The organism is Dietzia sp. Alg238-R159 (assembly GCF_900537145.1).
Classification (GTDB): domain Bacteria; phylum Actinomycetota; class Actinomycetes; order Mycobacteriales; family Mycobacteriaceae; genus Dietzia; species Dietzia kunjamensis.
The window spans coordinates 915,647-940,058 of sequence record NZ_UNRI01000001.1; the positions used below are offsets into that span (position 1 = coordinate 915,647).

The 24,412-nt window shown below is 71.4% G+C and carries 23 protein-coding genes; 12 read left to right on the forward strand and 11 right to left on the reverse strand.

Going from position 1 to position 24,412, the window contains the following annotated elements:
- Window positions 1-79 precede the first annotated feature (79 nt).
- The 5 genes from G6R20_RS04295 to G6R20_RS04315 are packed head-to-tail and all read left to right on the forward strand — an operon-like array spanning window position 80 to window position 5,232.
- Window positions 80-1,186: an iron-siderophore ABC transporter substrate-binding protein gene (locus G6R20_RS04295; RefSeq protein WP_163375629.1), complete on the forward strand. Its 1,107-nt coding sequence runs from the start codon at window positions 80-82 to the stop codon at window positions 1,184-1,186.
- Window positions 1,187-1,191: 5 nt separating this feature from the next.
- Window positions 1,192-2,328 carry an iron ABC transporter permease gene (locus G6R20_RS04300; RefSeq protein ID WP_163375630.1) on the forward strand — a complete coding sequence of 379 codons (1,137 nt, stop codon included), beginning with the start codon at window positions 1,192-1,194 and terminating at the stop codon, window positions 2,326-2,328.
- Window positions 2,325-3,416 (forward strand): iron ABC transporter permease, encoded by a 1,092-nt coding sequence (locus tag G6R20_RS04305; protein ID WP_240341257.1) that lies wholly within the window; start codon window positions 2,325-2,327, stop codon window positions 3,414-3,416. Before G6R20_RS04300 ends, G6R20_RS04305 begins: the two co-directional genes overlap by 4 nt.
- Window positions 3,416-4,297, forward strand: a complete 882-nt coding sequence (locus G6R20_RS04310) for an ABC transporter ATP-binding protein (protein WP_096905606.1) — start codon at window positions 3,416-3,418, stop codon at window positions 4,295-4,297. The genes G6R20_RS04305 and G6R20_RS04310 overlap by 1 nt, the downstream gene beginning before the upstream one ends.
- Entirely contained in the window at window positions 4,294-5,232 is a 939-nt protein-coding gene (locus G6R20_RS04315; RefSeq protein WP_096905605.1) for a siderophore-interacting protein, read from the forward strand. The genes G6R20_RS04310 and G6R20_RS04315 overlap by 4 nt, the downstream gene beginning before the upstream one ends.
- Before the next feature lie 6 nt (window positions 5,233-5,238).
- Here the strand turns inward: G6R20_RS04315 and G6R20_RS04320 are convergent, their stop codons facing one another.
- From G6R20_RS04320 to G6R20_RS04355, 8 genes are read right to left on the reverse strand one after another with little or no spacing between them, the layout of a single operon-like run.
- Window positions 5,239-5,982: a phosphodiesterase gene (locus G6R20_RS04320; RefSeq protein ID WP_067713922.1), complete on the reverse strand. Its 744-nt coding sequence runs from the start codon at window positions 5,980-5,982 to the stop codon at window positions 5,239-5,241.
- A gap of 16 nt (window positions 5,983-5,998) precedes the next feature.
- Entirely contained in the window at window positions 5,999-7,204 is a 1,206-nt protein-coding gene (locus tag G6R20_RS04325; protein ID WP_119191846.1) for a Wadjet anti-phage system protein JetD domain-containing protein, read from the reverse strand.
- A 1-nt stretch (window position 7,205) separates the two neighbouring features.
- Window positions 7,206-10,526, reverse strand: a complete 3,321-nt coding sequence (locus G6R20_RS04330; protein WP_163375631.1) for an ATP-binding protein — start codon at window positions 10,524-10,526, stop codon at window positions 7,206-7,208.
- Window positions 10,523-11,212, reverse strand: a complete 690-nt coding sequence (locus G6R20_RS04335; RefSeq protein WP_163375632.1) for a DUF4194 domain-containing protein — start codon at window positions 11,210-11,212, stop codon at window positions 10,523-10,525. The genes G6R20_RS04330 and G6R20_RS04335 overlap by 4 nt, the downstream gene beginning before the upstream one ends.
- The gene (locus tag G6R20_RS04340; protein ID WP_163375633.1) at window positions 11,212-12,699 is read right to left on the reverse strand and encodes a DUF3375 domain-containing protein; all 1,488 of its coding nucleotides are present in this window, start codon (window positions 12,697-12,699) and stop codon (window positions 11,212-11,214) included. Before G6R20_RS04340 ends, G6R20_RS04335 begins: the two co-directional genes overlap by 1 nt.
- 58 nt (window positions 12,700-12,757) lie before the next feature.
- Window positions 12,758-13,357 carry an energy-coupling factor transporter transmembrane protein EcfT gene (locus G6R20_RS04345; protein WP_163375634.1) on the reverse strand — a complete coding sequence of 200 codons (600 nt, stop codon included), beginning with the start codon at window positions 13,355-13,357 and terminating at the stop codon, window positions 12,758-12,760.
- Window positions 13,358-14,062 carry an ABC transporter ATP-binding protein gene (locus tag G6R20_RS04350; protein WP_159148818.1) on the reverse strand — a complete coding sequence of 235 codons (705 nt, stop codon included), beginning with the start codon at window positions 14,060-14,062 and terminating at the stop codon, window positions 13,358-13,360.
- Complete coding sequence (locus G6R20_RS04355) at window positions 14,059-14,646, reverse strand: biotin transporter BioY (RefSeq protein ID WP_067713928.1); 588 nt, start codon at window positions 14,644-14,646, stop codon at window positions 14,059-14,061. Before G6R20_RS04355 ends, G6R20_RS04350 begins: the two co-directional genes overlap by 4 nt.
- A 164-nt stretch (window positions 14,647-14,810) precedes the next feature.
- Between G6R20_RS04355 and G6R20_RS04360 the strand changes: the two genes are divergently transcribed.
- Window positions 14,811-16,070 (forward strand): hypothetical protein, encoded by a 1,260-nt coding sequence (locus tag G6R20_RS04360; protein WP_163375635.1) that lies wholly within the window; start codon window positions 14,811-14,813, stop codon window positions 16,068-16,070.
- Window positions 16,071-16,170: 100 nt separating this feature from the next.
- On the opposite strand, the gene G6R20_RS04365 is transcribed toward G6R20_RS04360, so the two are convergent.
- A complete protein-coding gene (locus G6R20_RS04365; RefSeq protein ID WP_120285857.1) occupies window positions 16,171-16,755 on the reverse strand; it encodes an XRE family transcriptional regulator in 585 nt (194 codons plus the stop codon).
- 109 nt (window positions 16,756-16,864) lie between these two features.
- Here G6R20_RS04365 and G6R20_RS04370 point away from each other — a divergent pair, with 109 nt between their 5' ends.
- The 3 genes from G6R20_RS04370 to G6R20_RS04380 are packed head-to-tail and all read left to right on the forward strand — an operon-like array spanning window position 16,865 to window position 20,161.
- Entirely contained in the window at window positions 16,865-17,818 is a 954-nt protein-coding gene (locus G6R20_RS04370) for an NAD(P)/FAD-dependent oxidoreductase (RefSeq protein WP_163375636.1), read from the forward strand.
- Entirely contained in the window at window positions 17,802-18,491 is a 690-nt protein-coding gene (locus G6R20_RS04375) for a class I SAM-dependent methyltransferase (RefSeq protein ID WP_163375637.1), read from the forward strand. Before G6R20_RS04370 ends, G6R20_RS04375 begins: the two co-directional genes overlap by 17 nt.
- Window positions 18,492-18,550: 59 nt before the next feature.
- Window positions 18,551-20,161 carry an NERD domain-containing protein gene (locus G6R20_RS04380; protein ID WP_163375638.1) on the forward strand — a complete coding sequence of 537 codons (1,611 nt, stop codon included), beginning with the start codon at window positions 18,551-18,553 and terminating at the stop codon, window positions 20,159-20,161.
- 83 nt (window positions 20,162-20,244) lie between these two features.
- Here the strand turns inward: G6R20_RS04380 and G6R20_RS04385 are convergent, their stop codons facing one another.
- Both G6R20_RS04385 and G6R20_RS04390 read right to left on the reverse strand, forming a co-directional pair.
- Complete coding sequence (locus G6R20_RS04385) at window positions 20,245-20,703, reverse strand: Hsp20/alpha crystallin family protein (RefSeq protein ID WP_119191836.1); 459 nt, start codon at window positions 20,701-20,703, stop codon at window positions 20,245-20,247.
- Between the two features lie 122 nt (window positions 20,704-20,825).
- The gene (locus tag G6R20_RS04390) at window positions 20,826-22,346 is read right to left on the reverse strand and encodes a lamin tail domain-containing protein (RefSeq protein ID WP_163375639.1); all 1,521 of its coding nucleotides are present in this window, start codon (window positions 22,344-22,346) and stop codon (window positions 20,826-20,828) included.
- Window positions 22,347-22,576: 230 nt separating this feature from the next.
- On the opposite strand from G6R20_RS04390, the gene G6R20_RS04395 reads away from it, so the two are divergent.
- Genes G6R20_RS04395 through G6R20_RS04405 form a run of 3 tightly spaced genes read left to right on the forward strand, consistent with a single transcriptional unit; the run spans window position 22,577 to window position 24,398 of the window.
- Window positions 22,577-23,203: a hypothetical protein gene (locus tag G6R20_RS04395; RefSeq protein WP_163375640.1), complete on the forward strand. Its 627-nt coding sequence runs from the start codon at window positions 22,577-22,579 to the stop codon at window positions 23,201-23,203.
- Entirely contained in the window at window positions 23,203-24,138 is a 936-nt protein-coding gene (locus tag G6R20_RS04400) for a hypothetical protein (protein WP_163375641.1), read from the forward strand. The genes G6R20_RS04395 and G6R20_RS04400 overlap by 1 nt, the downstream gene beginning before the upstream one ends.
- 29 nt (window positions 24,139-24,167) lie before the next feature.
- On the forward strand, window positions 24,168-24,398 hold the full coding sequence (locus tag G6R20_RS04405) for a hypothetical protein (protein WP_119191832.1): 231 nt from the start codon (window positions 24,168-24,170) through the stop codon (window positions 24,396-24,398).
- Window positions 24,399-24,412 lie beyond the last annotated feature (14 nt).

A 24,412-nucleotide genomic window follows, 5' to 3' on the forward strand; every position in this document is an offset into this window, starting at 1 on the left:
CGCCCACCAAGGTAAGCCAAGCCTAAGTCGCCTGGGTCGGTTTCGGGCCGGGCGACGTTCCACACCAGACGGAGACCCCATGACCGCACCCGCTACACGATCCCGGCTGACGCTCGACGGACCTGACGGCCCCGCGCTCCCTCGGGCCCGGGCGGTCCTCGTGGCCCTCGCGGCCTTCGCGGCGCTCCTGGCCGTGCTGGCCGGGTGCTCGACCGGCGCCGTCGGCGACGGCGGGGACGCCGGCGCGGGAGGCGAGGTCGAGCGGCAGGGCGAGTTCCCCCGCACCATCGCGCACGCCTACGGCGAGACCGAGATCCCGGAGGCGCCCCAGCGGGTGGCCACCATCTCCTGGGTCAACGCCGACGTCTCCCTGGCGTTGGGCGTGGTTCCGGTGGGGATGCCCCGCAACTCGTTCGGCGCCAACGCGAACGGGTCCACCGACTGGTTCGACGCGGAGCTGGAGGAGGTCGGCGGTGACATGCCGACGCTGTACTCCGAGACCGACGGAATCAACACCGAGGCGATCGCCGCCCTCGAGCCGGATCTCATCCTGGGTGTCTACTCCGGGATGACCGCAGAGGAGTACGAGACCCTCTCGAAGATCGCCCCCACCATCGCGATGCCGGAGGGCGACGTCGCGTTCGGCACCGCGTGGCAGGACTCAACCCGGCTGATCGGCGAGGCCCTCGGTCGTTCCGAGGCCGCCGAGGAGCTCATCACGGACGTCGAGGGGCAGATCGATCAGGTCGCCTCGGACAACCCGGGAATCCGCGACACGACCTTCATCTACGGCACCGTCGACCCCGACGCGGCGGAGAAGATCTACGCCTTCACCGACGTCGACAACCGCCCCCGCTTCCTCGAGCAGCTCGGGATGGTCCAGGCGCCGGTCGTCGCCGAGGCCTCGAGCGGCTCGCCCGAGGAGTTCGCGGTGACCTGGTCACCCGAGCGCGCCGACGAGCTGGTGTCCGACATCCTCGTCACCTACGCCACCTCCCCGGAGGTCCGCGAGGCCATCGAGTCCGACCCGCTGCTCGGGCGCATCCCCGCGGTCGAGGCCGGGCGGATGGTCGTCCAGACCGACGAGCAGCAGGTGCTCTCGATCTCCGCCTCGTCGCCGCTGAGCCTGCCGTGGGCGCTGGAGAACGTCGTGCCCGACATCATCGCGGCGGCAGAGCAGGCCTGAGAAGCGTGACCAGCCCCGCGACGAGCACCGCCGACCCGCCTGTCCTCCCGGCGGGCGGGTCGGCGGGTGGGTCGGCGGTGCCGGCCGTACCGACCGTGCAGCGGCGCCACCGTGTCGTGATCGGCACGGTGGCCTCGTCGACGTTGCTCGTCGCGGGCGTGGCACTCTCGCTGTTCGTGGGAGCGCGATCCGTCGACCCGACGGTGGTGTGGTCGGTGTTGGCGGCGCTCCCGTCGCAGGTGTTCGCCGGTGACCTCATGGCCACCCTCGCCCCCGGTTCGGGTACCGGGATGGACGAGGTGGTGGTGGCCGCCCGGGTTCCCCGCACGATCACCGCGATCCTCGTGGGGGCCGCGCTTGCTGTGGCGGGCGCCGGGCTCCAGGGCGCCACCCGCAATCCGCTCGGCGACCCGGGCCTGCTCGGGCTCACCGCGGGCGCCGCGCTCGGCGTGGTGCTGGGGCTGGCCCTCGCGCCGGCCGCCGGCCCGTCCGCCGTCGCGTTGTTCGCGGTCGTCGGTTCCCTGGCCGCGGGCATGCTGGTGGTCGGCGCCGGCCGACTCGGAGCCGACTCGGGCACCGGACTCGTCCTCGCCGGGGCCGCCGTCACCGCAGGGTGTACCGCGGTGACCTCCTCGCTGGTCATCGCCCTTCCCGGGGTCCTCGACCGGTTCCGCTTCTGGGGCCTGGGCTCGGTGGCCCGCGCGTCCGCACCCGAGATCGGTGCCGCCGCGCCGTTCATCCTGCTGGGGCTCGCCCTCGTCCTGGCCGGCGCGGCCACCCTCGACGCCCTCGCGCTCGGCGACGACCTGGCCCGCGGGCTGGGAGTGGGACCCGTCGTCGGGCGCGCCGTGGTTCTGGCAGGTGTGGTGATCCTGTCCGGGGTCGCTACCGCGCTCGCCGGCCCCATCGCCTTCCTCGGACTGCTCGTGCCGCACCTGCTGCGGCGGCTGGTGGGGGTGGGCAACCGCGTCGTCCTGGGCCTGTCAGTGATCGTGGGGCCGGTGGTCCTGCTGTTCGCGGACACGGTCGGGCGTGTGGTCGCCCCGCCCGGGGAGATCGCCGTCGGGGTGATGACCGTGGCGATCGGTGTGCCGTTCCTCATCGCCCTGCTCCGCGCGAACCGGGGGGTGGGCGGCTCGTGAGCCCCGACGTCCTCGACCGAACGGCCGGCCCCGCCAGTGGCGCCTCGACCCACACCGAGCTCGCCGAGACCGAGCAGATCGTCAGCCACCTGTCGTCCCGCCGCCGCAGGCATGCGGGCCTCGTCGTCGTCGGCCTCGCGGTCGCGCTGGTGACGGTGATGGCGGTTCGCGTGCTGCTGGGTCGCTACACGGTGACCATCCCCGACTTCATCGCCATCCTCGGCGGGGCGACGATCCCCGGCGCCACGTTCGTGGTGATGGAGGACAAGCTGCCGCGTGCGGTCCTCGGTGCGCTCGCCGGCCTGGCGTTCGGCGCGTCCGGCGCGCTGTTCCGACGCGTCCTCGGCAATCCCCTGGCCAGCCCCGACATTCTCGGGATCTCCCACGGCGCCTCCGCCGGGGCCGTGGCCGGGATGGCGCTGTGGGGGCTGCGCGGCGTGGGGGTCGTACCCGCCGCGCTGCTGGGCTCCGCCGTCGCGCTCGCGATCGTCCTGGCGGCCTCCGCCGGCCGGCGCACCGGGATCGTCGGCCAACGCTTCCTGCTCGGCGGTGTGGCCGTTGCCGCCCTCGGCACCGCGGTGGTCACCCAGCTCATCGCCCGACTTCCGCTGACCGGAGCCCAGGAAGCGGCCGTGTGGACCGTCGGGTCGCTGTCCGGGGCGTCGGGGGAGCGCATCGCCTGGCTCGCCGTCGCGCTGGTGGTCCTGCTCCCGCCGGGGATGTGGCTGCACGCCGCGCTCCGGCCCGCCGAGCTGGGGCCCGAGCTCGCCGTCGGCCTCGGGTCCCGCCCGGTCCCCGCCCGTGCTGCCGCTCTGGGGGTGGGGAGTCTGCTCGCCGCCGCCGCGACGGCGGTGGCCGGCCCGCTCGCCTTCGTCGCCCTGCTGTCCACTCCCGTCGCCGCTGCGCTCGGCCGCGGACGCCCACGCATCGGGGCGGCCGCGTTGACCGGGGCCGTGATCGTCGTGGCCGCGGACATCGTGGCCTCAGAGGCGTTGGGGACGGTCGACCTGCCCACCGGCGTGGTGACCGGCGCACTGGGCGCCCCCGCCATGCTGTGGATCCTCCTGCGTTCGAGAAAGGCGGCCTGATGAGCATCCCCGCGCCCGTCGCGTCCGTGACCCCGGCCCTGCCCATGGACCTCGGCCCCGAACCCGAACCGGCCTTCCGCTTGCGCGGCCTGACCCTGGGCTACGGTGCCGCCCCGGTTATCCGCGACCTCGACCTGGACCTCCCCGCGGGACGGACCACCGTGCTCATCGGTGCCAACGGCTGTGGCAAGTCCACGATCCTGCGGGCCCTGGGGCGTCAGCTGCGCCCGCTGTCCGGGTCGATCGAGACCGACGGCCATCTGTTGTCCGAGGTCCGTGCCCGCGAGCACGCGCGGTCCGTGGCGTTCCTGCCGCAGTCCCCGCTGGTGCCGGAGGGACTCACCGTGGCCGAGCTCGTCGCGCGCGGCCGGCACCCACACCGTCGGTGGTGGGGAGGGGGCGACGACGACGACACGGCCGTCGCCGAGGCGCTGGCGATGACCGGCACCGCCGAATTCGCCCACCGGCGGGTCGACGAGCTGTCCGGCGGCCAACGGCAACGCGTCTGGGTCGCACTCGTTCTGGCCCAGGCCACTCCCACCCTCCTGCTCGACGAACCGTGCTCGTTCCTCGACCTGGCGCACCAGCTCGACGTCCTGGATCTCGTACGCGACCTGCCGCTGCCGGCCGGCCACCGCGACCACGGCACCGGCCGCCGCACCGTGGTGGCGGTGCTGCACGAACTCAGCCTGGCCGCGCGGGTGGCCGATCACCTGGTGGCGGTCGCCGAAGGCGGCGTGGTCGCCGCGGGCCCGCCCGATCAGGTGATCACCCAGGAGACCTTGCGTCGCGTGTTCGACCTGGACGCCGACATCATCACCGATCCGGCCACCGGCCACCCCGTGGTGCTGCCCCGGGGACGACGAAAGGGGACCACATGACCGCTATAGCCGTAGAGGCACCGATCGTCGTCTCGGAGACCCGCGTCATCGACGCCCGTCTGCTGGGGGAGTCGTTCGTCCGCCTCGTGGTGGCCGGGCCCGGCCTGTTGCGGTGGTCCGCCGACGTGGTCGACCCGGGCACCGTCCGGGATGCCTACATCAAGGTCATCGTGCCCCCGCCGGGTGGCGGCGGAGCGATCCCCGACGCCGACGCGATCCGCGACTGGCTCGCTCTGCCCGAGGCCGAACGTGGCTGGATGCGCACCTACACCGTCCGCCGCGCGGACACCGTCGAACTGGACGGGGAACATGTTCCCGCACTGACGGTGGACATGGTTGTCCACCCCGGGGGCGACGAGGGGCCGGGATCCGCCTGGGCGCGGTCCGTACGTCCGGGCGACACCGTGCACATCGCCGGACCCGGGCGCGGGCACGCGCCGTGGGCGGCCTGGGCGCCCGGCCGCGCCGAGCGTGTCGTGTGCGCCGGTGACGAGACCGCCGCGCCGGCGCTGCTGGCGATCGCCGAGGAACTCGCCGCGGAACGGGCCACAGCCGGCTCGGTGACGCGGCGTCGGGTACAGATCATCGTTGAGGTGCCCACCCACCGCGATGCCGTGGCATTGGCAGAGAGTGCTCCCGACTTCGTCACGGTGCTGCCGAGGGAGGGGGAGCCCGGCACCGCGGTGGCCCGTCGGCTGGCGGGCGTGCTGGACCTCGGCGACGAGTGCGTGCGGACCGTCCTGGGTGGGCGCCGACCCGCGGAGCGCGAGTGGCAGCCGGCGACCGCCGTCTCCGCCGGCCAGCCGTATGTATTCCTCGCCGGAGAGGCGGGGCTCGTCCGTGCCATGCGCCGCCTCGCCGTGGACGCCGCCGGGGTGCCCAAGGAGGCCGTGGCGTTCATGGGGTACTGGCGGCGCGGCGCCGCGGAGTGCTGATCGGCCCTAGGCGCCGCGGTCGGCGGGCGGGTACGACGGGTCCCGCAGCGCCCTGAGGACATTCGGGTAGCGCGACCCGGGCAGACGGTTCCCGATCGGATCGAAGTGGAGGTTCTCGTCGTCGTCCTCCCACGAGTCCACCGTGATCCGGCCCAGCGTCTTCCACTTGCCGAGCGGTGTGGCGTGCTGCAGGGTCCACGTGCCGCCGTCGCCGGTGGGGATCGCGGCCAGGAGGAGCGGGCGACCGGCGATGAGCACCGGGAACATGGACGTCATGGTGCGGCCCATCGTGCGCCAGCCCGTGGTGAGGACGTACCGGCTCAGCGGGCCCGTGCCGGTGCTGGCCAGCAGGATGTCCACCGGCCTCTCGGCGTGGATGCGGACGGCCATCCCGCCGATATCGGGCACCGCGTCCGGCAGCCCCACCGCGCGGGAGAACCGGATCGTCGCCGGCCAGCGGCCCGTCACGTCCAGCAGGGACGACCCCGTGCGACCGACCCCGGTCACGCTCAGCGTGGCCTCGGCGATCACACCCTTGGGGTGCAGCGCCTTCGGGCGCGCGAGTCGCGCCACCGCGGCCACGGCGCCGAACGCGGACCCGGCCAGGCTGGACAGCGGGGCCGAGCGCAGCGCGACCTCCTTCGACTCCGTCGTGGTGGGCACGAGAGCGGAGGACCGGGGGGAAGAAGGCTCGGCTGGAGAGCTCGCTGCGGCGTCGTCGCGGCCGGCATTCCGGGTGCGTCGGGACATGGCCCCACGATACGGGTCACTCCCAGGCTGCGCGGAGGTGCGATATGGCCCAGTCCCAGGGGATTCGTTCCTGCTCGAGTCGGAGGTCCCCGGCGATTGTCAATTCCTCGAGCGCAGCGGATTCGTCCGGGGTGAGCCGCGTGGGCGCAGCACGGGTGGGCCTGGGGTCGGTCACGGCGAACTGTCGCCAGGCGGAGAACGTGTCGACATCCATGAGTGCACTAACCGCGTCGGGGGCGTGGTGTCTGAGTCGGTCGAGGATCGCGAACCCGTGCGAATCGAGGTCGCCCCAGTAGATGATGCGAGCGGTCAGGGCCCAGGGCAGCGCTGCGACAGCGTCGACTGCGAATCCCCGCCCGAACAGTGCGACGGCGCCGGGTAGAGGCGGGAGGGCGAGGAACGTGGTGAGATTCTCGACGACGACGAGGTGTTGCGGTCCCGTTCCGTCGTTCCAGAGCTCGGCCAGCTGATCGACCGGGCTCTCCACATCGCGCAGCGGAAAGGGGATCGCGGGGTCGAGGATCCGCATCCGGACGCGGAGGTCGGAGCGTTTGAGTCCCAGCCCGGAGACGATCGTCGATTCGTCGTGCGCTGCGCTGTCGCGACCCGACCGGGCGGCGTCGACGAGCTGCTCGACCAGACTGATGCGGGTTTCGATCCACTTGGTGTCGACGCCGGGAACCGCGACTTCGCGAGCTCGCAGCCCCTCGGTGGGATGCTCGAGCACCCATCGACACACGGCGAGCAGTCGCTCCATGTCCCGGTCGGCAAGCTTCTCCCAGAGGGGGGCCGTGGCGGCCGCGGCACGCCCGAGCGCTTCGGGGTCGGGACCGAGCTTCAGCACGTCTCCGGCCCGGCGGCGTAATTCCTTCCATCGGTCGGACTGCCCGGCGATCCGAGCGATCGCGTCGGCGCCTCGGACCTCGGCGCTCTGGGGGAGGGCGACCAGCCCGAACCCGGGCAGTCGGCGGTCCGCCCAGGTGACGCGCACATCGGGACCGTCGCAGCCGGATTCGACGTCCCGCCACCTCTCGATCCACTCCGAGGTGCGGGAGGGGTCCTCGGCGGCTCGCGTCGCGGTAGGGGCCGCGGTGGTGACGCGAACGACGTCGGCGGTTCCCTCACCAGGGTGCGCGATCCAATCGCGGTAGCGGCGGTTGAATCGGGTGGCGCAGGCACGTACGAGGTCGTCGGGTGAACGTGGCGACGTCCGGGCGGTCATGTCAGCCCCGGTCCCAGGTGACTCGTTCGATCCGGGACCGACTGCCGTCCTCGTTCCCCACCACTACCAGGCCCCCGATATATGGCTCCAGGGTCTGGAGCAGCTTGAGCGGGGTCGCCAGGACCATGTGGAACCCGAAGTCGGTGAACACGTCCATCGCGCGCCGGGTGTAGTCGGGGTCGGCCCGGTCGAACGCCTCGTCCAGGACGACGGTCCCGTAGCGGGGCACGTCGTCGTCGACCTCCGCCAGCTGGAACCGCAGCGCGGCGGCGAGGCAGAAGAACACCAGCTTCTGGGCCTGTCCGCCCGAGAGCCCCGAGGACGAGTCGTGGTAGTTGGTGGCTGCCCCGGACTCGTCGACCTCGACGCCGATGAAGCCCACGTGCCGCCTCGTGTCGAGCACCGTCTTCCTCCAGTGCTGGTCGCCCGCCTCGGCCGAACCGAGTCGGTCCAGGATCCTGGACATGACCGCGAAACCGGCCTCGGCGGCGTCGACGGTTCGCTTGTCGAGGGCACCGGACACCGCCTTCTCGAGATCACCGAGGAAGTCCGTGACGGTCGCGGAGCGTCGATCGCGTACCTGGATCTGCAGCCACCGGCCGGATTGGAACTCGGACCGTCGCAGGGAGTCGTTGACGGGCCCGATCTTGGTCTCGATCTCCGAGCGTGCGCGGCGGATGCGGCGGGCGAGCTCACCCAGGTTGCGGGTCTGCATGTCACCGATGAGCCCCAGGAAGCGGTCCTCGAACTCGGCCAGTCGGTCGCGCCGCAGCTGGACGAGCCACTCGACGGCTTCGCCGACGAACTCCGAATCCGGCCTGAGGTCCGACTTCTTCGCCGGCCAGAGTTCCAGGTACGAGGCGAGGATCGTGTCGATCCGTCGCGTGACACGTTGCAGATCCGCCGCAGTGGACGCCTGCTCGGTGGCGATCGCGCGCTCGGTGAGCTGGCAGATGTCCTGGACGTTGTCCGCGTTCAGGCGGCGGGTCGCGGTCGACAGCCGTTCGCGGATCCGGCGGGCCGCCGCCTCGTCGAGCTCGGATATGGCCTGACGGGCGAGCTCGGCGAGCCGGTTCTCCAGGGCCACCACGATGCTCGCGGCCACGGCACGGTGGCCGGTAGCGGAGTCGTAGTGGTCCTGGGCGCGCGTCTGGTCCTCCTCGGCAGTACGCAGTGCACGTTCCATCTCGGCGACCTCGGGGTGCTCCTGACGCCACCGCTCCAGACGATCGTGGGCGGCCTCGGCGCGCTGCTGCGCGGTCGTCGAGTCGATGTCCTCCCACCGCAGCCCCATGAGTGCGGAGGCCGCGCGACCGCGGGCGCGACGTTCGGCGTCGCGGGTGTCGAGCGTGCTCCACCGGCGCTCATGAGCCTCGATACGTGCCGAGATCTCGTCGCGGAGCGCGGTGAGGGCCTCGACCTTGGCATCGTCCATGCTGCCCAGCTGGAAGGCCGCCGGGTCGTCGATCCGCCGCCGGTCGTCCTTCTCGTACCTGGCGCCGCGCCGGATCAGGCCGTTCAGAGTGACGGCCCTGGGGTGGTCCTGTAGCTCGGCCGCGGTCTGTACGCAGGCGACGTCGAACTCTGTGGCGAGCCGGCGGTTGAGCCAGTGAAGAAACGGCCCGCGGGCCGGCCGGACCTTCCGGACCAGACTGTCCGGCCCGCTGCGCCGCGCCGCGGAGTCGTCGCCGTGGTCGACCACCTCGTACACCAGACGTGCCCCGAGGTGGATCGAGTCGACTGCGGCGGCGACCCGGACGTACAGGTGATCGGGGACGAGCATCGTGCGGGCGAATCCGGACAGGACCCGCTCGATGGCGGGCCGCCAGCGGGAATGCTCGGGCGGCACGTCGAGGAGCTCGCCCGCGAAGGGTAGCTCGCGGGCGCTGACGCCCGCGGCCTCGCAGATGAGCTCCCGGGCGGCCAACAACCGGGAGTCGATGTTCGACCGGTGACGGAGGAGAGCGGTCAGCTGCGCCTGCGCCAGGTCCAGCGAGCGTTGCTCTTCGTTGAGAGAACCGGCCACGTCGCGCAGGGTCGCTCGGTCGCGTTCCCGCTCGGCCTCCTGGTCCGCCTCCTCCCGCTCGAGATCCGCGAGCAATTCCGCGAAGTCCTCGGCGGTTGACGGGAGAGACGCTCCGAGGCGCCCGAGGTCCGCCGCGGCCCGCTCGCGCCGTGCCGAGATGTCGGCGGCGCGGTCGCGGGCGTGGCCCAGCTCTCGGGCGAGCTCGTCGCGGCCAGCGCCGGCGCTGCCCCTGAGCCGGGCGCGGAGATCCTCGGTCATCAGCCGCTCCGCGTCGAGACGGTCGCGGGCGGAGGCCACGGTGGCCTCCGCGGCCACCAGTGCCCCACGGGCTGCGCGGAGTTCCTCCTCGACCAGCTCCGTCGTGACGGCGGCCTGGACCGCGGGGAAGGACTCGCTCTCGGCGTGCAGCTCGGCGGCCCGGTCTCGGAACCGGTCTCTCGACACCTTGAGATCCGCCAGCGGACTGAGGTGCGCGATCTGGTCGCGGACGTCGACGACCGACCGGTGCGCCTGGCGAAGCTCCGCGAACTGCTCCACCGCGCGGTCCGCGACGGCGAAGGTGCCCGGGACGTCCAGCATGAAGTCGCGGAAGAGCTGGTCGAGGCTGGACAGGGACTTCGCGGACAGGGTCCGGTGCAGTAGGAGCTGGGCCGACTCGGAGGCGATGCCGAGGCGGCGCCGGAACGCTGACGCGAACGCGGAGTAGCTGTCGTGGAACCGCACGTGCGACATCTCGCGTTTCAGCGCGCGCTTGTCGATACCGCTGCGGAGGTAACCGAACAGGTCCGGGAGCTCGAGCGGCTGGTCGGACGGGTGTTCGCCGATCCCGTGCAGACGCTTGACCCCGGTCGCGGAGTTGTCTCCGGAGCGGAGGTAGAGCATCAGAAGCAGGGTGACGCTGTGCCCCGTGCCGTCCGAGTAGGTCAGGGCGATCGCAGAGAACGTGGCCTTGGGCCGCAGGTAGACCGACGCGAGGTCACCCGACTCGGCGTCGGCACCCCGCCGCCAGGCACCGCGGATATAGGACACCAGGGTCCGTCCCGAGCCCCGCCCGGCTTCCTCTTGGGCGGCGGCGTTGAACCGCAGGTTCGCCGGCGGCACGAGTACGGCGGAGACGGCGTCGATGAGGGTGGACTTGCCGGAGCCGGACCCGCCGGTGACGAGGAATCCTTTCCTGGGCACCTTCACGTCGTGGTAGCCGTCGAGAGTTCCCCAGTTGCACACCTGGATCCGCGACAGCCGCATCTGGGCGGGGTGTTCGGGCGCGCCGGACAGCTGCAGAGCCTCAGTCATCATTGATGCCCCTCGTCGTCGTCGAACAACGTCTCGTCCTGGTCGTCAGACCCGTCGCGCGCCTCGATCAGGGCACGGTACTCTTCGCGGATCCCTGCGACCACGTCGGCGTCGAACAGGTGACGGAGCACGGGGGAGACCTCCGCGCGGTTCTCGGTTTCGGTGTCGGACAGCAGCGAGTAGGACTTGAGCCGATTCCAGGAGGCGTCGAACTTGCGCGTGTACCGGGTCCGGTCCGAGTCGATGACCGAGCGATAGACGTCGATCTGTTCGGCGACGTCCTCTCGATCCACGATCACCCGCTCGCCCGGCTGCGCCACCGACAATTCGGACCGCAGGTGCAGGAGCAGGACGGTGTCCATATGGGACAGAGTCTCCGTTCGCAGCACAGCGGGAACCTCGACCCGGCCGCCGGTGTCGACCTGCCGGGTGAACGCGATCCCGGCGTCGTGGTCCAGCACGAGGTCGAGGAACACGTCCGCCAGCCGCGACCGGAGGGCGGGCTCGTCGGAGATCACTGCCGCCCAGATCTCCGGTTGGCGGTGGGCGTGGACCAGCGGGCCGGTGAGCAGCCTGGCCAGCGCTCGTCGGGAGGCGAAGGACAGCGTCCCGGTATCGCCGGGCCACAATCCCTGCTCGACCTGTTCGATGTCGGGTGGAACGTCGGAGCCGCCCACGTCGGGGGTCATCACAGGTCGTCCTCCAGTACGTGATCGGCCGTGAAGACCAGTGTGGGGATCCGGGCGCTGCGGACGGCATCGGAGCCACTAGTCCACCTGACGGTTTCGGTCGCAGCCGCCTCACCGGGAGGGGCCGTGGACCGTCTGGCCATGGCCAGATTCACCAGCCCGACGATACTGGCGACTCCCTGGGTGGCCGGGTGTTCGCTCAGAATCGTGGCAATCGATGACGGGCCACGCCTCGTCACCACGTCGCGCACGTGCGCGCGAAGCTCGGTCTCGTCGATCTCCGAGGCGCGTACGAGAGCGGTGAGCGCTCCGAGGTCCGCCGACCCCTCGTCGTGGTGCGTGACCTCCGTGGCAACTCGTTCCTCGCCCGGGTTCCGCAGGCGAAGCGCCCCGACCGAGCGGACCGACATGCCGATCCGGCGCAGCGGCACGGACATCCTAGTGTTCGGCCGTACGGCCCGTGCGGTGCTGGCCTCGGCCGCGGAGGCGCGAGCGGACCGGATGAGGGCCAGCATCCGCCGGTGCTCCACGTAGGCGTCGGTGGTGACGAAGTGTCGCAGGCTGCGTGACAGAGAGGTGAGCACCCCGTTGACTTCGGCGCCAGCGGTCTCCATCTCATCGAACAGTCCGCGGAGGCCGCGTCGGGCGGGCGCCGGAAGGTCCGTGACCTGCTGCCGACTCAGGATGTCGTCGATCCAGGTGTCGACGGAGGCGGAGCGCTCGGGATCGAGCAGTACCGAGTAGAAGGACGAGAAGCTACGGCCGGCCTCGGAGTCACCGATGAGGTCGACCCCGCCGAAGACTGCGTCGAGGACGTCGCCGCGGGCACCGTCCTGGTCGAGGAGACGACGTCGAAGATCCTGGTTGAGTGAGTCGAATTCAGCGCGGACGCGGGCGAAGTCCGCGGGGATGTCGTCCGCCCCCCGAAGGATCTCCGACACCTTCTCCGCGACCCGTTCCGGGCCCGCGAGATCCACCTCACCCTCCTCCACACGGGCGATGGCGGCATCGATACGGTCCCGTTCGCGGTGGAGGGCGGCCAATCTGCCCTGGACCGAAGGATCGGTCTCGCGGGCGAGATCCTCCAACTGCCGGGTGAGTGTCTCCACCCGGGACACGGTCAGCCCGCGCCGTGGCGTCTGCAAGCCGTCCAGGAAGTCCATCACCACCAGCGCGGCCTGGGTGGGCTCGAGCGTCTCACCCGTCGCGGCAGTCCCCGGCCGGCGGAGCATCCATCCGGCGTCCACCCAGGTACGCACATAGGACTGTGCAGTGCCGGGGGCCTCCGTGCCGACATCGCGTACGGCGGTCAGTGTCCGGTCCAGGAACTCGTAGAACTCGGACGAGGGGACACGCCTGGACGATCCCTCGAACACCTCACTCAGTACCGCGACGATCAACGGCCACAGCTGGCTCCGCAGCAGCGCCAGAGCAGGCGACTCGGCGCCGAGGCGGGAGAACGCGAGGTAGCGCGCGAGTGCGGACACGAGTTCATGGTGGCACGCGACACCGACACCACTCGTCCTGAGGTGGCGCCGGAGGTGATCAGTCGTCCACGCCCCGGGCGGCCAACGAGTCGCCCAACTGGTCGGCGGTGGTGAGGGCGCCGAGCACGGTCGGCACGACGAGCGCGCGGATCGACATGCCCAGGCCACGGGCCTTGCGGGCCTCGGTGACCTGGCGAAGCCGACGCGCGAGCAGGGGGATGGCGCGGATGGTCAGTACCAACACCAGTGCGATCCGGTCCGGTGAGACACCGACGTGCCGCAGCGGCTGGGCGGCCCGCGTGACGGCGTCGAGCATGTCCGAGACCCGCGTGGTCAGGGCGACGAGGCCCGCCACGGTGATGGCGACCAGCAGGGCGCCGCAGACCCGCAGGGCGGTGTCGAGGTCGGCGACGATCCACTGGAGTACCAGGATCGCGACGAGCATCGGCAGCACCGGGCGGACCTGGTCCCACGCCGCTCGCGGACGGATCCGTCCGATCGCGTAGAGGACCGCGGTCACCCCCAGGGCGGGCAGCACGTGCCAGGGCTCGCGTATCGCCAGGGTGGCGACGAGGATGAGCACGCACACCAGCAGGATCTTCCACCCCGCCGGCAGTCGGTGCAGGAGCGAGTTCCCCGGTTGATAGGTGGCGAACACCTAGGCCCCCGGCCCCGAATCCAGCGCGATCCGCCGGTAGCCCGCCAGCGCGGGGCGGGGGGCGTCGTCGATCACGACGCGACCGCCGTCGACGACCAGCACGCGGTCGAAGTCGGCGACGAGGTCCAGGTCGTGCGTCACCACCACGAGCTGCTGCTCCAACCCGGCGAACGTCTCGGCGACCAGCGCCCGGTTGCGCAGATCCAGCAGGGTCGTGGGCTCGTCGGCGACCACCACGGCGGGTTCGATCACCAACACCGCGGCCAGGGCCAGCAACTGCTTCTGGCCCCCGGAGAGGAGGTGGCACGGATGTTCGGCATGGCCGGCCAGGCCGTAGGTCTCGAGCACCTGCGCGACTCGTCGTCGTCGCTCCTCCCGGTTCAGACCCGACCGGCGCAGGGAGAAGTCGACGTCCTCCTCCACGGTCGGCATGACGATCTGGGTGTCCGGATCGGTGAAGCAGAAGCCCACACGGCGGCGGATCGCCGCGCCCTTGCGGCGGGTGTCGAGGCCGTCGACGGTGACCGTCCCGGTGGTGGGGACCACGAGACCGTTGATCATCCGAGCGAGCGTCGACTTGCCGCCGCCGTTGACGCCGACGATCCCGATGCGTCGCTCGGTGAGGGTCAGGTCGACGTCGGCGAGGACGGTCCGGTCACCGTAGGTGTGGCCGACCCCGTCGAAGCGGATCTCCGTGCTGGTCACTTCCGGCGCAGCGGCGCGATCAGGCCGGGACGTGCCTTGTGGACCTGCGTCGCGACGATCGCCGTGACGACCGCCTTGACGAGGTCACCCGGCAGGAACACCGTGTTGGCGGCGATCGCACCGCCGAGCGTCAGTTCGGTGCGGAGCAACATGCCGGCCACCCCGACGGCATAGATGACGACGATGCCGCCGAGGATGTTGATGAGCAGTCCCGGGACGAGCCGGTAGCGCGGCATGATCCACGCGGTGAGCAGACCGATCACGATCACCGCCGGGATCCAGCCGATGAGGAAGCCCGCGGTGGGGCCGGCCAGCGAGGTCAGGGTCGTGCGGCCGCCCGCGAGGACGGGCAGCGCGAGACCGATGACCATGACCGCGAGCACCGACAGGGCGCCCTTGCGCCAGCCGAGCAGTGAGCCGGCGAGCATCACGCCGAGCGTCTGCAGGGTGATGGGCACACCCGCCGAACCGATGCTGATCTGGCCGGGCAGGCCCAGCACCACGATGAGAGCGGCGAACACCGCGATCTGGGCGAGGTCTCGGGTGGCGCTACGGGCCGGGGCCCGGTCGACGGTGGTGCTCACTGGACTCCTTGGCTCCGCGGGTGCTGCTCGACAGCCTGATCCGGTCCATTGTCGCGCGTGTCACGTCGGATGGCCTCATCGGGCTCCGGCGCGTGCGGTCGCCGGCCGGAGGGATGCCGCATAAAGTGACCCAGATCACAGTCGGGCGAGTGGGGGGGTGCGTCATGGGTCGAGCACCAGACGGATTCGGAGCCCTCACCGTCGCACTGCTCGCCGCTCTCATGCTCACGGTGGTGTCCGTCGTCCACTCGCGGACGACCGCCGGTGCCACGCCGTATTCGGTCTACCTCGATGTCCCGGCCGACAACGCCGACGGCGAAATGGCGGGCGGCGTCTCCACCGGGATGACCACCGACGTGGCCGAGCTCCGGGCCGCGCTCGACGTCGTGAGGGCGGCCCGTGTCGCTCCGGAGAGGTACTCGACCCTGGCGCGCCAGTACTGGTTGGCGGTGGGGGCGGAGAACGCCGACATCGACCTGGAGCAGTGGGAACCCGCCCGGGGGTTGGCGGCTAACCTCGACACGGTCGACAAGGTGTACGTCAACTACCTGCGCCTGTACAACTCCCACGACGGGTACTGGTGGGCCGGGATGGCCGGGCTCGCGGGGATGTCGTTCGCCGCCGGGTTCTGGGACCTCGACGACGTCGGCGGGGTGCTCACCGTTCCCGGGGTGTACGAGGCGGGGCGCGGGGTCGGGGGAGCGATGGCCGGGCTGCCGTGGGAGGTGGCCCGCGAGATGCCGCGCGACGTCCGGCTGCTGGCCACGGTCGGCCCCACACTGCGGCAACCCGACGTGGACTGGTACCTGCACCGACTCCTCGTCATGCAGCGGCACATATTCACGGACATGATCCCGGTGCACCAGGCCTACGCCGCGGGGGGCCTGCCCGCGGTCGAGGAACTCGCCGCGGGAGGTGCGTACGACGACTATGCGCTGGAATCCTGGCGGATGCTCGACGAGGGATCCCCCGACGGCCTGTCCGAGGCGCTGCTGCGGATGGCGTCCCGGGAGCAGAACCAGATCATCGCCGACCAGTGGGATGCCACCGCCTCCGGTCGCGGCGACGTCGGCCGGGTTCTCACCTACATCACCACCGTCGGCGGGGCGCCCGACATCCCGGGCGCCCGCACGCTGGGGCAGTTCCGACCACTCTCGGTCCGCGCGGAGGTGGGCGGTCAGCCGGTGGTCGCCCACACGCCGCTCCCGGCCTTCAACTGGGCCGACCGCGTACCCCGGTGGGAGTACATCGAACAGGACCTGGTGCCGGCGTACCGCTCGCTCGTCCGCGACCGCCCCGACGAGGCGCCGCGGTATCTCGACGTGGGTTTCCGTCCCCGTGCCGAGCAGAACCGGATCCTGGTGCGTCTGCCGGAGTTCGCCGGTCAGATGACCACGGGGTGGGCGGTCGTCCCGGGGCGGTAGGGGAGGGCGATCACAACTCCCGGCAGGGCGACCGACTCGCCTGCTCGGAACCGCCCCTCGCCCTCGTGCCCGACACGATGCTGACATCGTGTCGCGAAGATCACCGGGCCGGTGCCGCCCGGATGTGCGCCCGCTCGCCCTGCCGGCCCACCAGGCTGAGGAACTCCACCGGGCCGGCGCTCGTGGCGCCGAACCAGTGCGGGGTGCGGGTGTCGAACTCGGCCGCCTCGCCCGGCGTGAGGACGAGATCGTGCTCGCCGAGGACCAGTCGGAGCCTGCCGTCCAGGACGAACACCCAGTCGTAGCCCTCGTGGACGTGGAGGTGGGGCTCGTCGTCGTCACTCCCCGTGGGGAGCACGAACTTGTACGCCTGGATCCCACCCGGTCGGCGCGACAACGGGATCACGGTCGCGCCGTGGTCGGTGGCGATCGGCTGCAGCGTCACCCGCGGGTCACCGGTCGGCGGGGCGTCGACGAGCTGATCCAGGGTGACGCCGTGTGCCCGCGCCAGCGGCAGCAGCAGTTCGAGGGTGGGTCGGCGCTGCCCGGACTCGAGTCGCGACAGCGTGCTGGTGGAGATGCCGGTGGACTCCGCCAGGGCGGTCAGGGTGAGGTCGCGGCGTTGCCGGAGGGCCCTCAGCCGCGAACCCACCGCGTCGAGGGTGCGGGCGGTCGGATCGGTCATGCCCCGAGTTTGCCAGAGCGGCAAGGTTAGTTGCGACATCTGGGTGAAGGGACCATCGTCGAGGGGGACGAGGCCCGGAACCGGTGGCCCGGAGAGCGGAGGTCGACAGATGGACTCGGACGATCGGGAACTGCGGGATGTGGTGGTGGTCGGTGGCGGGGCGGCCGGCCTGAGCGCCGCGCTGACGTCGGCCCGCGCCCGCCGTCGGGTGACGGTGGTGGACGCCGGCGAGCCGCGCAACGCTCCCGCCGAGGGTGTCCACGGGCTGCTCGCCCTGGACGGGGTGAGCCCGTCGGACCTGCTCGCGCGAGGCCGCGCGGAGGTCGGACGGTACGACGGCGAGGTCATCGACGGCGAGGTCGTGGACACCCGCACGGCCGCGCACGGCTTCGACGTCATCCTGCGCAACGGTTCGGTGCTGCCCACCCGCACACTGCTCATCGCGACCGGGGTGAGCGATGAACTCCCCGACATCCCCGGGGTCCGCGAGCAGTGGGGGCGCGGCGTCCTGCACTGCCCGTATTGCCACGGTTGGGAGGTGCGCGACCAGCGGATCGGCATCCTGGGGACCCATCCGATGTCCGCGCACCAGGCCATGCTGTTCCACCAGTGGAGCCGGGACATCACGTACTTCAGCGGCGGTCGCCCGATCGACGAGCAGGACCGGGTCTCCCTGGCCGCCCTGGGCATCCCGATCGAGGAGCGAAGGATCTCGGGAGTGGCGGCCGACGGTGGGCGGGTGGTCGGCGTGGAGGTCGACGACGACGAGGTGATCGATCTGGACGCCGTGGTGGTGGCCACCCGGTTGACGGTCGGGGTCGAGCCGTATGCGGCCATCGGTCTGGAGGCGGTCGATCACCCGGTCGGCACGGTCATCCCGACCGACGAGATGGGCACCACCCCGGTGCCGGGGGTGTGGGCCGCGGGCAACTGCGCCGATCTCATGGCGCAGGTCGGAGCCGCCGCCGCCCAGGGGGCCCGCGCCGCGCAGCAGATCAACGCCTCGCTGATCATGGCCGACCTCGAGAAGGCGATCGAGGTGCGCGATGGCACACGAGTTTGACCGCGCCTACTGGGACGACATCTGGGCGGGTGCCGGCGGCAGCGTCGGAGACGACGACGGTGACCGCCCGGCCGCGATGGCCGCGAACCCCCCGAACCCGCACCTGATCCGGGAGGTCTCCCGCCTCGTCCCCGGGACCGCGCTCGAGGCGGGCTGCGGCGCCGGGACCGAAGCGCTCTGGCTGGCCTCGCAGGGCTGGCAGGTCACCGGGGCGGACATCGCCGCGGAGGCGTTGACGATCGCCGCCCGGCGCTCGGCGGAGCTCGGGCTGTCCGGCCGGGTGTCGTGGGTGGAGGCGGACCTCTCGGCTTGGGAGCCTCCGGCGCGGTACGACCTGGTCACCACCTATTATGCCAACCCGGCGATTCCGCAGCTGGACTTCTACGAGCGGCTCGCCAGCTGGGTCGCCCCTCGCGGCACGCTGCTCATCGTCGGGCACCTGAACGACGCCGGGCATGGGCGGCACGGCGGGCACGTGACCCACGCCGGGCACGATCGCGGCGCCCATCCGCCGGCAGAGGCCGGTGTCACCGCGGCGTCCGTCACCGCGCGGCTCGAGGCCGACCGGTGGGAGATCGTCGCGGCCGAGGAAACCTCGCGCGAGATGCCGGGCCGCGGCGGCGCGCCCGTGACGGTCCACGACGTCGTCGTCACAGCCACCAGGAGGCCCTGAGGCGGTGGGTCGCGGCGTGTGGCCGACCCGCGCGACGGTGGCGAAGGTAGTTCTTATACATGGCCCGTGTCATCCCCGCTCACCCCGTCTACGGACATCCCACCGAGGAGAAGGTGGTCGACCTCCTCCGCGACCAGCTCTCCGACGACAGCCTGATCGTCGTGGGTCAGCGGGTGTCCACATACGAGAAGGAACACGAGGTCGACATCCTCGTGGCGATGCCCGGCGCGGGGATCGTGGCGATCGAGGTCAAGGCCGGGCAGATCGCGATCGAGGACGGCCGGTGGGTTCAGGGCAGCGGCACCAAGAAGGTCACCATCGACCCGGTCGCCCAGTGCCGCGACGCCCTCTACGCGTTGCGCGGGTACGTCAGTGAGGATCCGCGGTGGCCGGATCAGCTCCAGCGCTGGACCCACATGCTGGTGTTCCCGAACGCCTCGATCCCCGCGGACTTCGCGATGCCGGAGATCCCGCGCGACCGGATCGTGGACCGCGATCAGCTCGACGACCTCGCGATGATCGCTTTCCGGTTGGCCCGTGACTCGGGCCCGGCTGACCGTCCGTTCCTGTCCGCGGACACCGTCGACCGGCTGTCCGAGATCCTCGGAGGTCGGGGGCTACCCCAGCGCGACGTGGTGGCCCGCGCGGCCGAGAACGCCGACATCGCCGACGCGCTCACCCGTGAACAGTCGGTGCTCCTGCGGGCGGTCGACGCCCTGCCGCGGGTGGAGATCCGGGGCGGCGCGGGCAGCGGTAAGACCTATCTGGCGCTGGAACAGGCTCGACGGTTGTCAAGGGACGGGCAGCGCGTCGCATTGATCTGCTACTCGCACGGGCTGGCCAGCTACCTCAAGCGGGTCACCAGCGGATGGAAGCGCCGGGAACGACCCGCGTACGTCGGTGAGTTCCACGCCCTGGGCGTCGAGTGGGGCGCGCCGGTGGGCCCGGACGAGCGGATTCGGTCCACGGAGACGGTGCGGTGGTGGGAGGAGGATCTGCCCGGGTTGATGTCCGACCTGGCAGACGAACTGCCCGACGGCAAGCGATTCGACGCCGTGATCGTCGACGAGGCCCAGGACTTCGCCGACAGTTGGTGGCAGCCGGTCGTCGGAGCGCTGCGCGACAGGGAGAACGGTCGGCTCATGATCGTCGGCGACGCGGGCCAGAGAGTGTTCGAGCGTGCCGGCCGCCCGCCCGTGGACCTCGTACCGCTCGTGCTGGACCACAACCTGCGCAATACGCGGCAGATCGCCAGCGCGTTCATGCCGCTGGTGGGTCAGCGCATGGAGTTGCGCGGCGGCACCGGTCCCGCCGTCCGTTACGTGGAGGTGCCGGAGGGCGCCGATCCCGTCGCGGTGGGAGACGACGAGGCGATGCGACTGCTCGACGAGGGGTGGGAGCCCCGCGACGTGGCGTTGCTGACCATCGGCTCGCGTCACCCCATGCAGGTCGAGCTCCAGGAGGACGGCAACGACGCCTACTGGGAGACGTTCTGGGACGGCGAGGACATCTTCTACGGTCACGTCCTCGGCTTCAAGGGTCTCGAACGACGCGCCGTGGTCCTGGTGTGCAACAGCTACGAGGGCATCGACCGCCTCCGCGAGCGCATCTACGTGGGGCTGTCTCGGGCGACGGACGTACTCGTGGTGGTGGGGGAGATCGACACCTGAGCTCTCGCGGACGACACCGGCCGCCCCGGCCTCGAGGGGAGGCCGGGGCGGCCGGGGCGGCCGGGGCGCGACGGAGTGGTGGATCAGCTCCCGAGGTCGGTCTCGCCCTCGACGAGCTCGGCCTGTTCGGACCTCTGGTTGCCGTGCGAGACGGCGATCTTGCGCGGCTGGGCCTCTTCGGCCACGGGGATCACCAGGCGCAGGACCCCGTCGGTGTAGTCGGCCTCGATCTTGTCGGTCGCCAGGCCCTTGCCCATGGCGAGCTGCCGGGCGAAGGTCCCCGACTGCCGCTCGTGCATGAGCCACTGGGCGTCACCCTCGGCAGGCGCCCGCCGCTCGGCGCGGACGGTGAGGGTGCGGTCCTCCACGTCGATGTCGATGGTGGAGGGGTCGACCCCCGGCATATCGATGAGCCCGACGAAGCGATCGCCCTCCTTGTAGAGGTCCATCGGTAGGGAAGTCGAGGCGGTGGCGCTGCGGAGCCCCTCGCCCAGGAGGCGATCGAGCTCACGGAACGGATCGAAACGGGTGCTGGTGGCCATGATGGTCTCCTTCAGGACTGGTCGGGGCGCTCCCGGCATCTCCGGGTCGCACTCGGTTCAACCGCGGGTCGTAGTTGAGTATTCCCGACTCAGGCCAGATTTCTTGATTGAGTCCTCTGGGCTCAACCCACTGGGAGGGCGGGCAGTGCCGGAAGCAGATCGGCGACCGAACCGGTGTCGATCCCGAGGCCCTCGAGCGAACCGAGCAGGGCGCCCGGGTCGAGCAGGCCGCCGTCCTCGTCGTCGTCACCCTCCAGGCACTCCCCGGGCGCGGTGACGGCCGTGCGGAGGCCGGCACCGTCGGCGGCGGCGTCGTCGGCCCACAGGAATCGGACCCGCTCGGCGATTCCCTGAGCGTCACCGACGGTGCACTCGACGGTCTCGCGGTGGGCGGCGAAGCCCTCGTTGGCGAGGTTGGCCATCCCGGCCGGGCGGGCGTAGAGAGTGCCGTCGGTGACGAACCCGGTCCCGTCGAAGGTCATCTCGATCGAGCGCCCCTCGCAGACCTCGTCGCAGAGGACCCGGAGGGTGCCGGACGTTTCGTCGTGATCGAGCGCCATCACACCCTGGAACGGCGACGTGAAGGTCTGCAACTCCGTGACCGCTCCGGCCTCGCCGAACTGGACGAAATGGACCTTGCCCGTGCCCTCGACACCCACGGCGAACGCACCTCCCCATGCTTCGGGGAGGAACTCAATGGCTTCGAGGCCGCCGTTCGCGCCGACCTGCCCGGTGAGGGAGGAGAGGGAGTACTCATCGGTGGCGGCGAGCGTGCCGGAGTCGCGGTCGGCGGGGAGGTCGAAGCGCAGGACCGACGGGCGGCTGGTGCCGCCGGCGTTGTTGTTGCGCTCGGTGGCCACGTAGATCGCGCCGTCCGAGCCCACGGTCACGCCCTCGGCGTCGGGCAGCCCCGAGCCGTCGGGGTACCGGAGCACGAAGGTCCGCGCGAGCGAGTACGTGCCTGCTGCGCGGTCGTAGTCGAGGACGTAGAGCGCGCCGGTGCCGTTGTTCACGACGTACGCGGTGCCGTCGGCCGCGATGTCGACCCCGGACATGTCGTCCTCGGCGAAATCGCCACCGAGGGCGGCCGGGGAGACGGTCAGGGGGTCGAAGGGCCACAGAGACGTCACGATCGGCTCCTGCGCGACCGCCGCGACATTCCGCGCGTCGCGGGTGGACTCGCCGGTGACGGCGAAGTCGCCCGTCATGTCGGGGATGCGACCCCAGGTGACGGCCGCGTGGCCGGACCAGGTCGTGGAATCGACCAGGTTGCCGTCGGCGTTGCGCAGGGTCACCGAGTCGTTCCCGCCCAGCCCGAAGTAATCCGGGTCCACGTCCGTGTAGAAGGACCGGTAACCGCCGGACTCAATGGTGGTACCGGAGGGGAACACGATCGGGTCGTGCGTGGGGTCGCCGTCGATGAGCGTCCAGCCGGAGATGTCGAGGTCCTGATCGGTGTCGAGGTTGGCGAGCTCGACCCAGTCACCGACCGGGTCGCCGTTGGACTCGACCTCGTTGATGACGATGTCCGCGGCGGTCGCCGCGGGTGCGGGTGCGGCGGCGGAGACCGTGGGCAGTCCGACCGTTGCACCGGCGGCGAGGAGTGTCGAGAGGGCACCGGAGAGGAGGGTGCGTGAGCGCATGTGTGGCCTTTCCTGGGCTTCAGGCGCGGGTGAGTGACCACGGAACCGTACGAGTGTCCCGTGCCCGGGGGCTTGCCGGATCATGGCGGGGAGCTGAACACTCCCTGACAGGCCGTTCCCGAACGTGGGGTGGTCGGCCCGATATACCCTCGTCAAACCGGGGTATCTCGATAAACTCACCTTCAGATTAGGATCCTGCGACTGCCGGATCCGGTGACTGGAGCTGCGACATGACACAGAATCCTCCCCCCGGATGGGACGGGCCGCCCACGTCGGAGTTCAGGGCCGTCCAGCAGCCAGGGCACGGAACGGGCGGGTACGGTGCCGGCGGCTACGGATCGAGCGGCTACGGGGACTACGGCGCCCCGCCACGTAAGCAGGGGATGTCCCCGGTCGCGATCGTGGCCCTGACCGTCGGTGCCATGCTCCTGATCGGGCTGGTCATCGCCACGGTCTTCCTGGTGGTGCCGAGGTTCACACAGGACTCGGCAGCGCCGGTGACCTCCACCGTCTCGGTGACAGCCACCGCGCCGGAGTCCCCGGCCCAGCCCACCGTCCAACCCGCTCGACCCGCTCAACCGGTGCAACCGGCGCGACCGGCGTCGCCGTCCGGCTCGTATGAATGCTCCAACGCGGAAGACGGTGCCTACTCGCGATCGGCGGTGGGTTCGAATGCCACCTCCTGCGAGTTCGCCCTGTCCGTGTGGGCGGAATACCTGCTGGCGGGTGGCAACGGCGCGCCGATGGTCCTGGACGCCTACAGTCCGGTGACCGGCGAGGTATACACCATGTCGTGTTCCGGTGGAGACGTGGTGACCTGCACCGGCGGCAACAACGCCGTGGTCTACATCTACTGATGGTGCCGCTACGCTGGAGGCGCGCGGTCGTGGCGGCCACGGCCGCGACAGCGGCCGCGGCGGGGGCCTGCTCCCCCCTCGGCGCGACCGATGGTGCGCAGCGGGCCGTCCTGGTCGTCACCGAGACGGTGGCCACCGTGACCGGGGCGCCACCGCCACCCGTGCAGGGCGGGGTCGGAGCGCCGGAGGTCCGCGCGGACACCCCGCCGGCGGCCCCCACCGCCGTCCCGCCGGCACCGAGCGCGCCGATCGACCTGTCCTCGGTTGTCGAAGGGGTGTCCGGCACCGCCGGTATCGCCGTGTCGCCGGTCGGCGGAGGGGACGTTCAGACGGCGGGCGAGTGGAGGACGGGTGTGGCGTGGTCGACCATCAAGGTCCCGCTGGCCGTCGCGGTGGCCCGCACCGACCCGCAGGCGCTCGAGAATGCGGCCACCGCGATCACTCTCTCGGACAACCAGGCCGCCGAGCAGCTGTGGAACGCGCTCGGCGGCGGAACCGCCGCGGCCTCGGCCGTGGGGGCGGTCCTGGTCGACGGCGGGGACGTCACCACACAGGTGCCGGCGGTCCGGGCCCGTGCGGAGTATTCGGTCTTCGGTCAGACCCGGTGGGCGCTGACCGATCAGGCCCGCTTCGGTGGTCGGCTGCCCTGCGTGCGGTCCGCCGGGCGGGTCCTGGAGCTCATGGGCCAGGTCTCGCCCGATCAGCGCTGGGGTCTCGGTCGGATCCCCGGGGCCCGGTCCAAAGGCGGCTGGGGCCCGGGGGAGAGCGGCGGATACCTGGTCCGCCAGTTCGGGATCGTGCCGGGCGCCGGAGGGGACGTGGCCGTCGCGATAGCGGTCGATGCTCCGTCCTTCGAGGCCGGGACGGCGGACCTGTCGACGATGGCGGACGCCCTCGCGCCGCTGCTGCCCTCGATCCCGGGCGGAGCCTGCTGACCCGCACGTGCGGGAGCCTTGTCACGACCGTGGCGACCGACACGAAAGAAGACAAGGTCGCCTGTCGGTTCGTCGCTCCCGACCTCGTAGTGCTTGCGGGTGAGCAGTATCGACAGCAGGCGAATCCCGGCGCGGTCGACCAGGGCCCTTACGCGGAGGCCGGGTCCGGCAACACCCGCGAGGGTGGCGTGACGATGTCGCCGTGGCAGCCGCACCTAGACTGGGTCAGGGCCGTCGACCGGGTGGTCGCCGTCCCGTGACCCGAAGGAAAGGC

Bases quoted from the DNA above. Each gene is read 5' to 3' on its own strand.
- G6R20_RS04295 (WP_163375629.1), top strand. From the start codon at position 80: ATGACCGCACCCGCTACACGATCCCGGCTGACGCTCGACGGACCTGAC.
- G6R20_RS04310 (WP_096905606.1), top strand. From the start codon at position 3,416: ATGAGCATCCCCGCGCCCGTCGCGTCCGTGACCCCGGCCCTGCCCATG.
- G6R20_RS04315 (WP_096905605.1), top strand. From the start codon at position 4,294: ATGACCGCTATAGCCGTAGAGGCACCGATCGTCGTCTCGGAGACCCGC.
- G6R20_RS04320 (WP_067713922.1), bottom strand. From the start codon at position 5,982: ATGTCCCGACGCACCCGGAATGCCGGCCGCGACGACGCCGCAGCGAGC.
- G6R20_RS04325 (WP_119191846.1), bottom strand. From the start codon at position 7,204: ATGACCGCCCGGACGTCGCCACGTTCACCCGACGACCTCGTACGTGCC.
- G6R20_RS04330 (WP_163375631.1), bottom strand. From the start codon at position 10,526: ATGATGACTGAGGCTCTGCAGCTGTCCGGCGCGCCCGAACACCCCGCC.
- G6R20_RS04335 (WP_163375632.1), bottom strand. From the start codon at position 11,212: ATGACCCCCGACGTGGGCGGCTCCGACGTTCCACCCGACATCGAACAG.
- G6R20_RS04360 (WP_163375635.1), top strand. From the start codon at position 14,811: ATGGGTCGAGCACCAGACGGATTCGGAGCCCTCACCGTCGCACTGCTC.
- G6R20_RS04365 (WP_120285857.1), bottom strand. From the start codon at position 16,755: ATGACCGATCCGACCGCCCGCACCCTCGACGCGGTGGGTTCGCGGCTG.
- G6R20_RS04370 (WP_163375636.1), top strand. From the start codon at position 16,865: ATGGACTCGGACGATCGGGAACTGCGGGATGTGGTGGTGGTCGGTGGC.
- G6R20_RS04375 (WP_163375637.1), top strand. From the start codon at position 17,802: ATGGCACACGAGTTTGACCGCGCCTACTGGGACGACATCTGGGCGGGT.
- G6R20_RS04380 (WP_163375638.1), top strand. From the start codon at position 18,551: ATGGCCCGTGTCATCCCCGCTCACCCCGTCTACGGACATCCCACCGAG.
- G6R20_RS04385 (WP_119191836.1), bottom strand. From the start codon at position 20,703: ATGGCCACCAGCACCCGTTTCGATCCGTTCCGTGAGCTCGATCGCCTC.
- G6R20_RS04390 (WP_163375639.1), bottom strand. From the start codon at position 22,346: ATGCGCTCACGCACCCTCCTCTCCGGTGCCCTCTCGACACTCCTCGCC.
- G6R20_RS04395 (WP_163375640.1), top strand. From the start codon at position 22,577: ATGACACAGAATCCTCCCCCCGGATGGGACGGGCCGCCCACGTCGGAG.
- G6R20_RS04400 (WP_163375641.1), top strand. From the start codon at position 23,203: ATGGTGCCGCTACGCTGGAGGCGCGCGGTCGTGGCGGCCACGGCCGCG.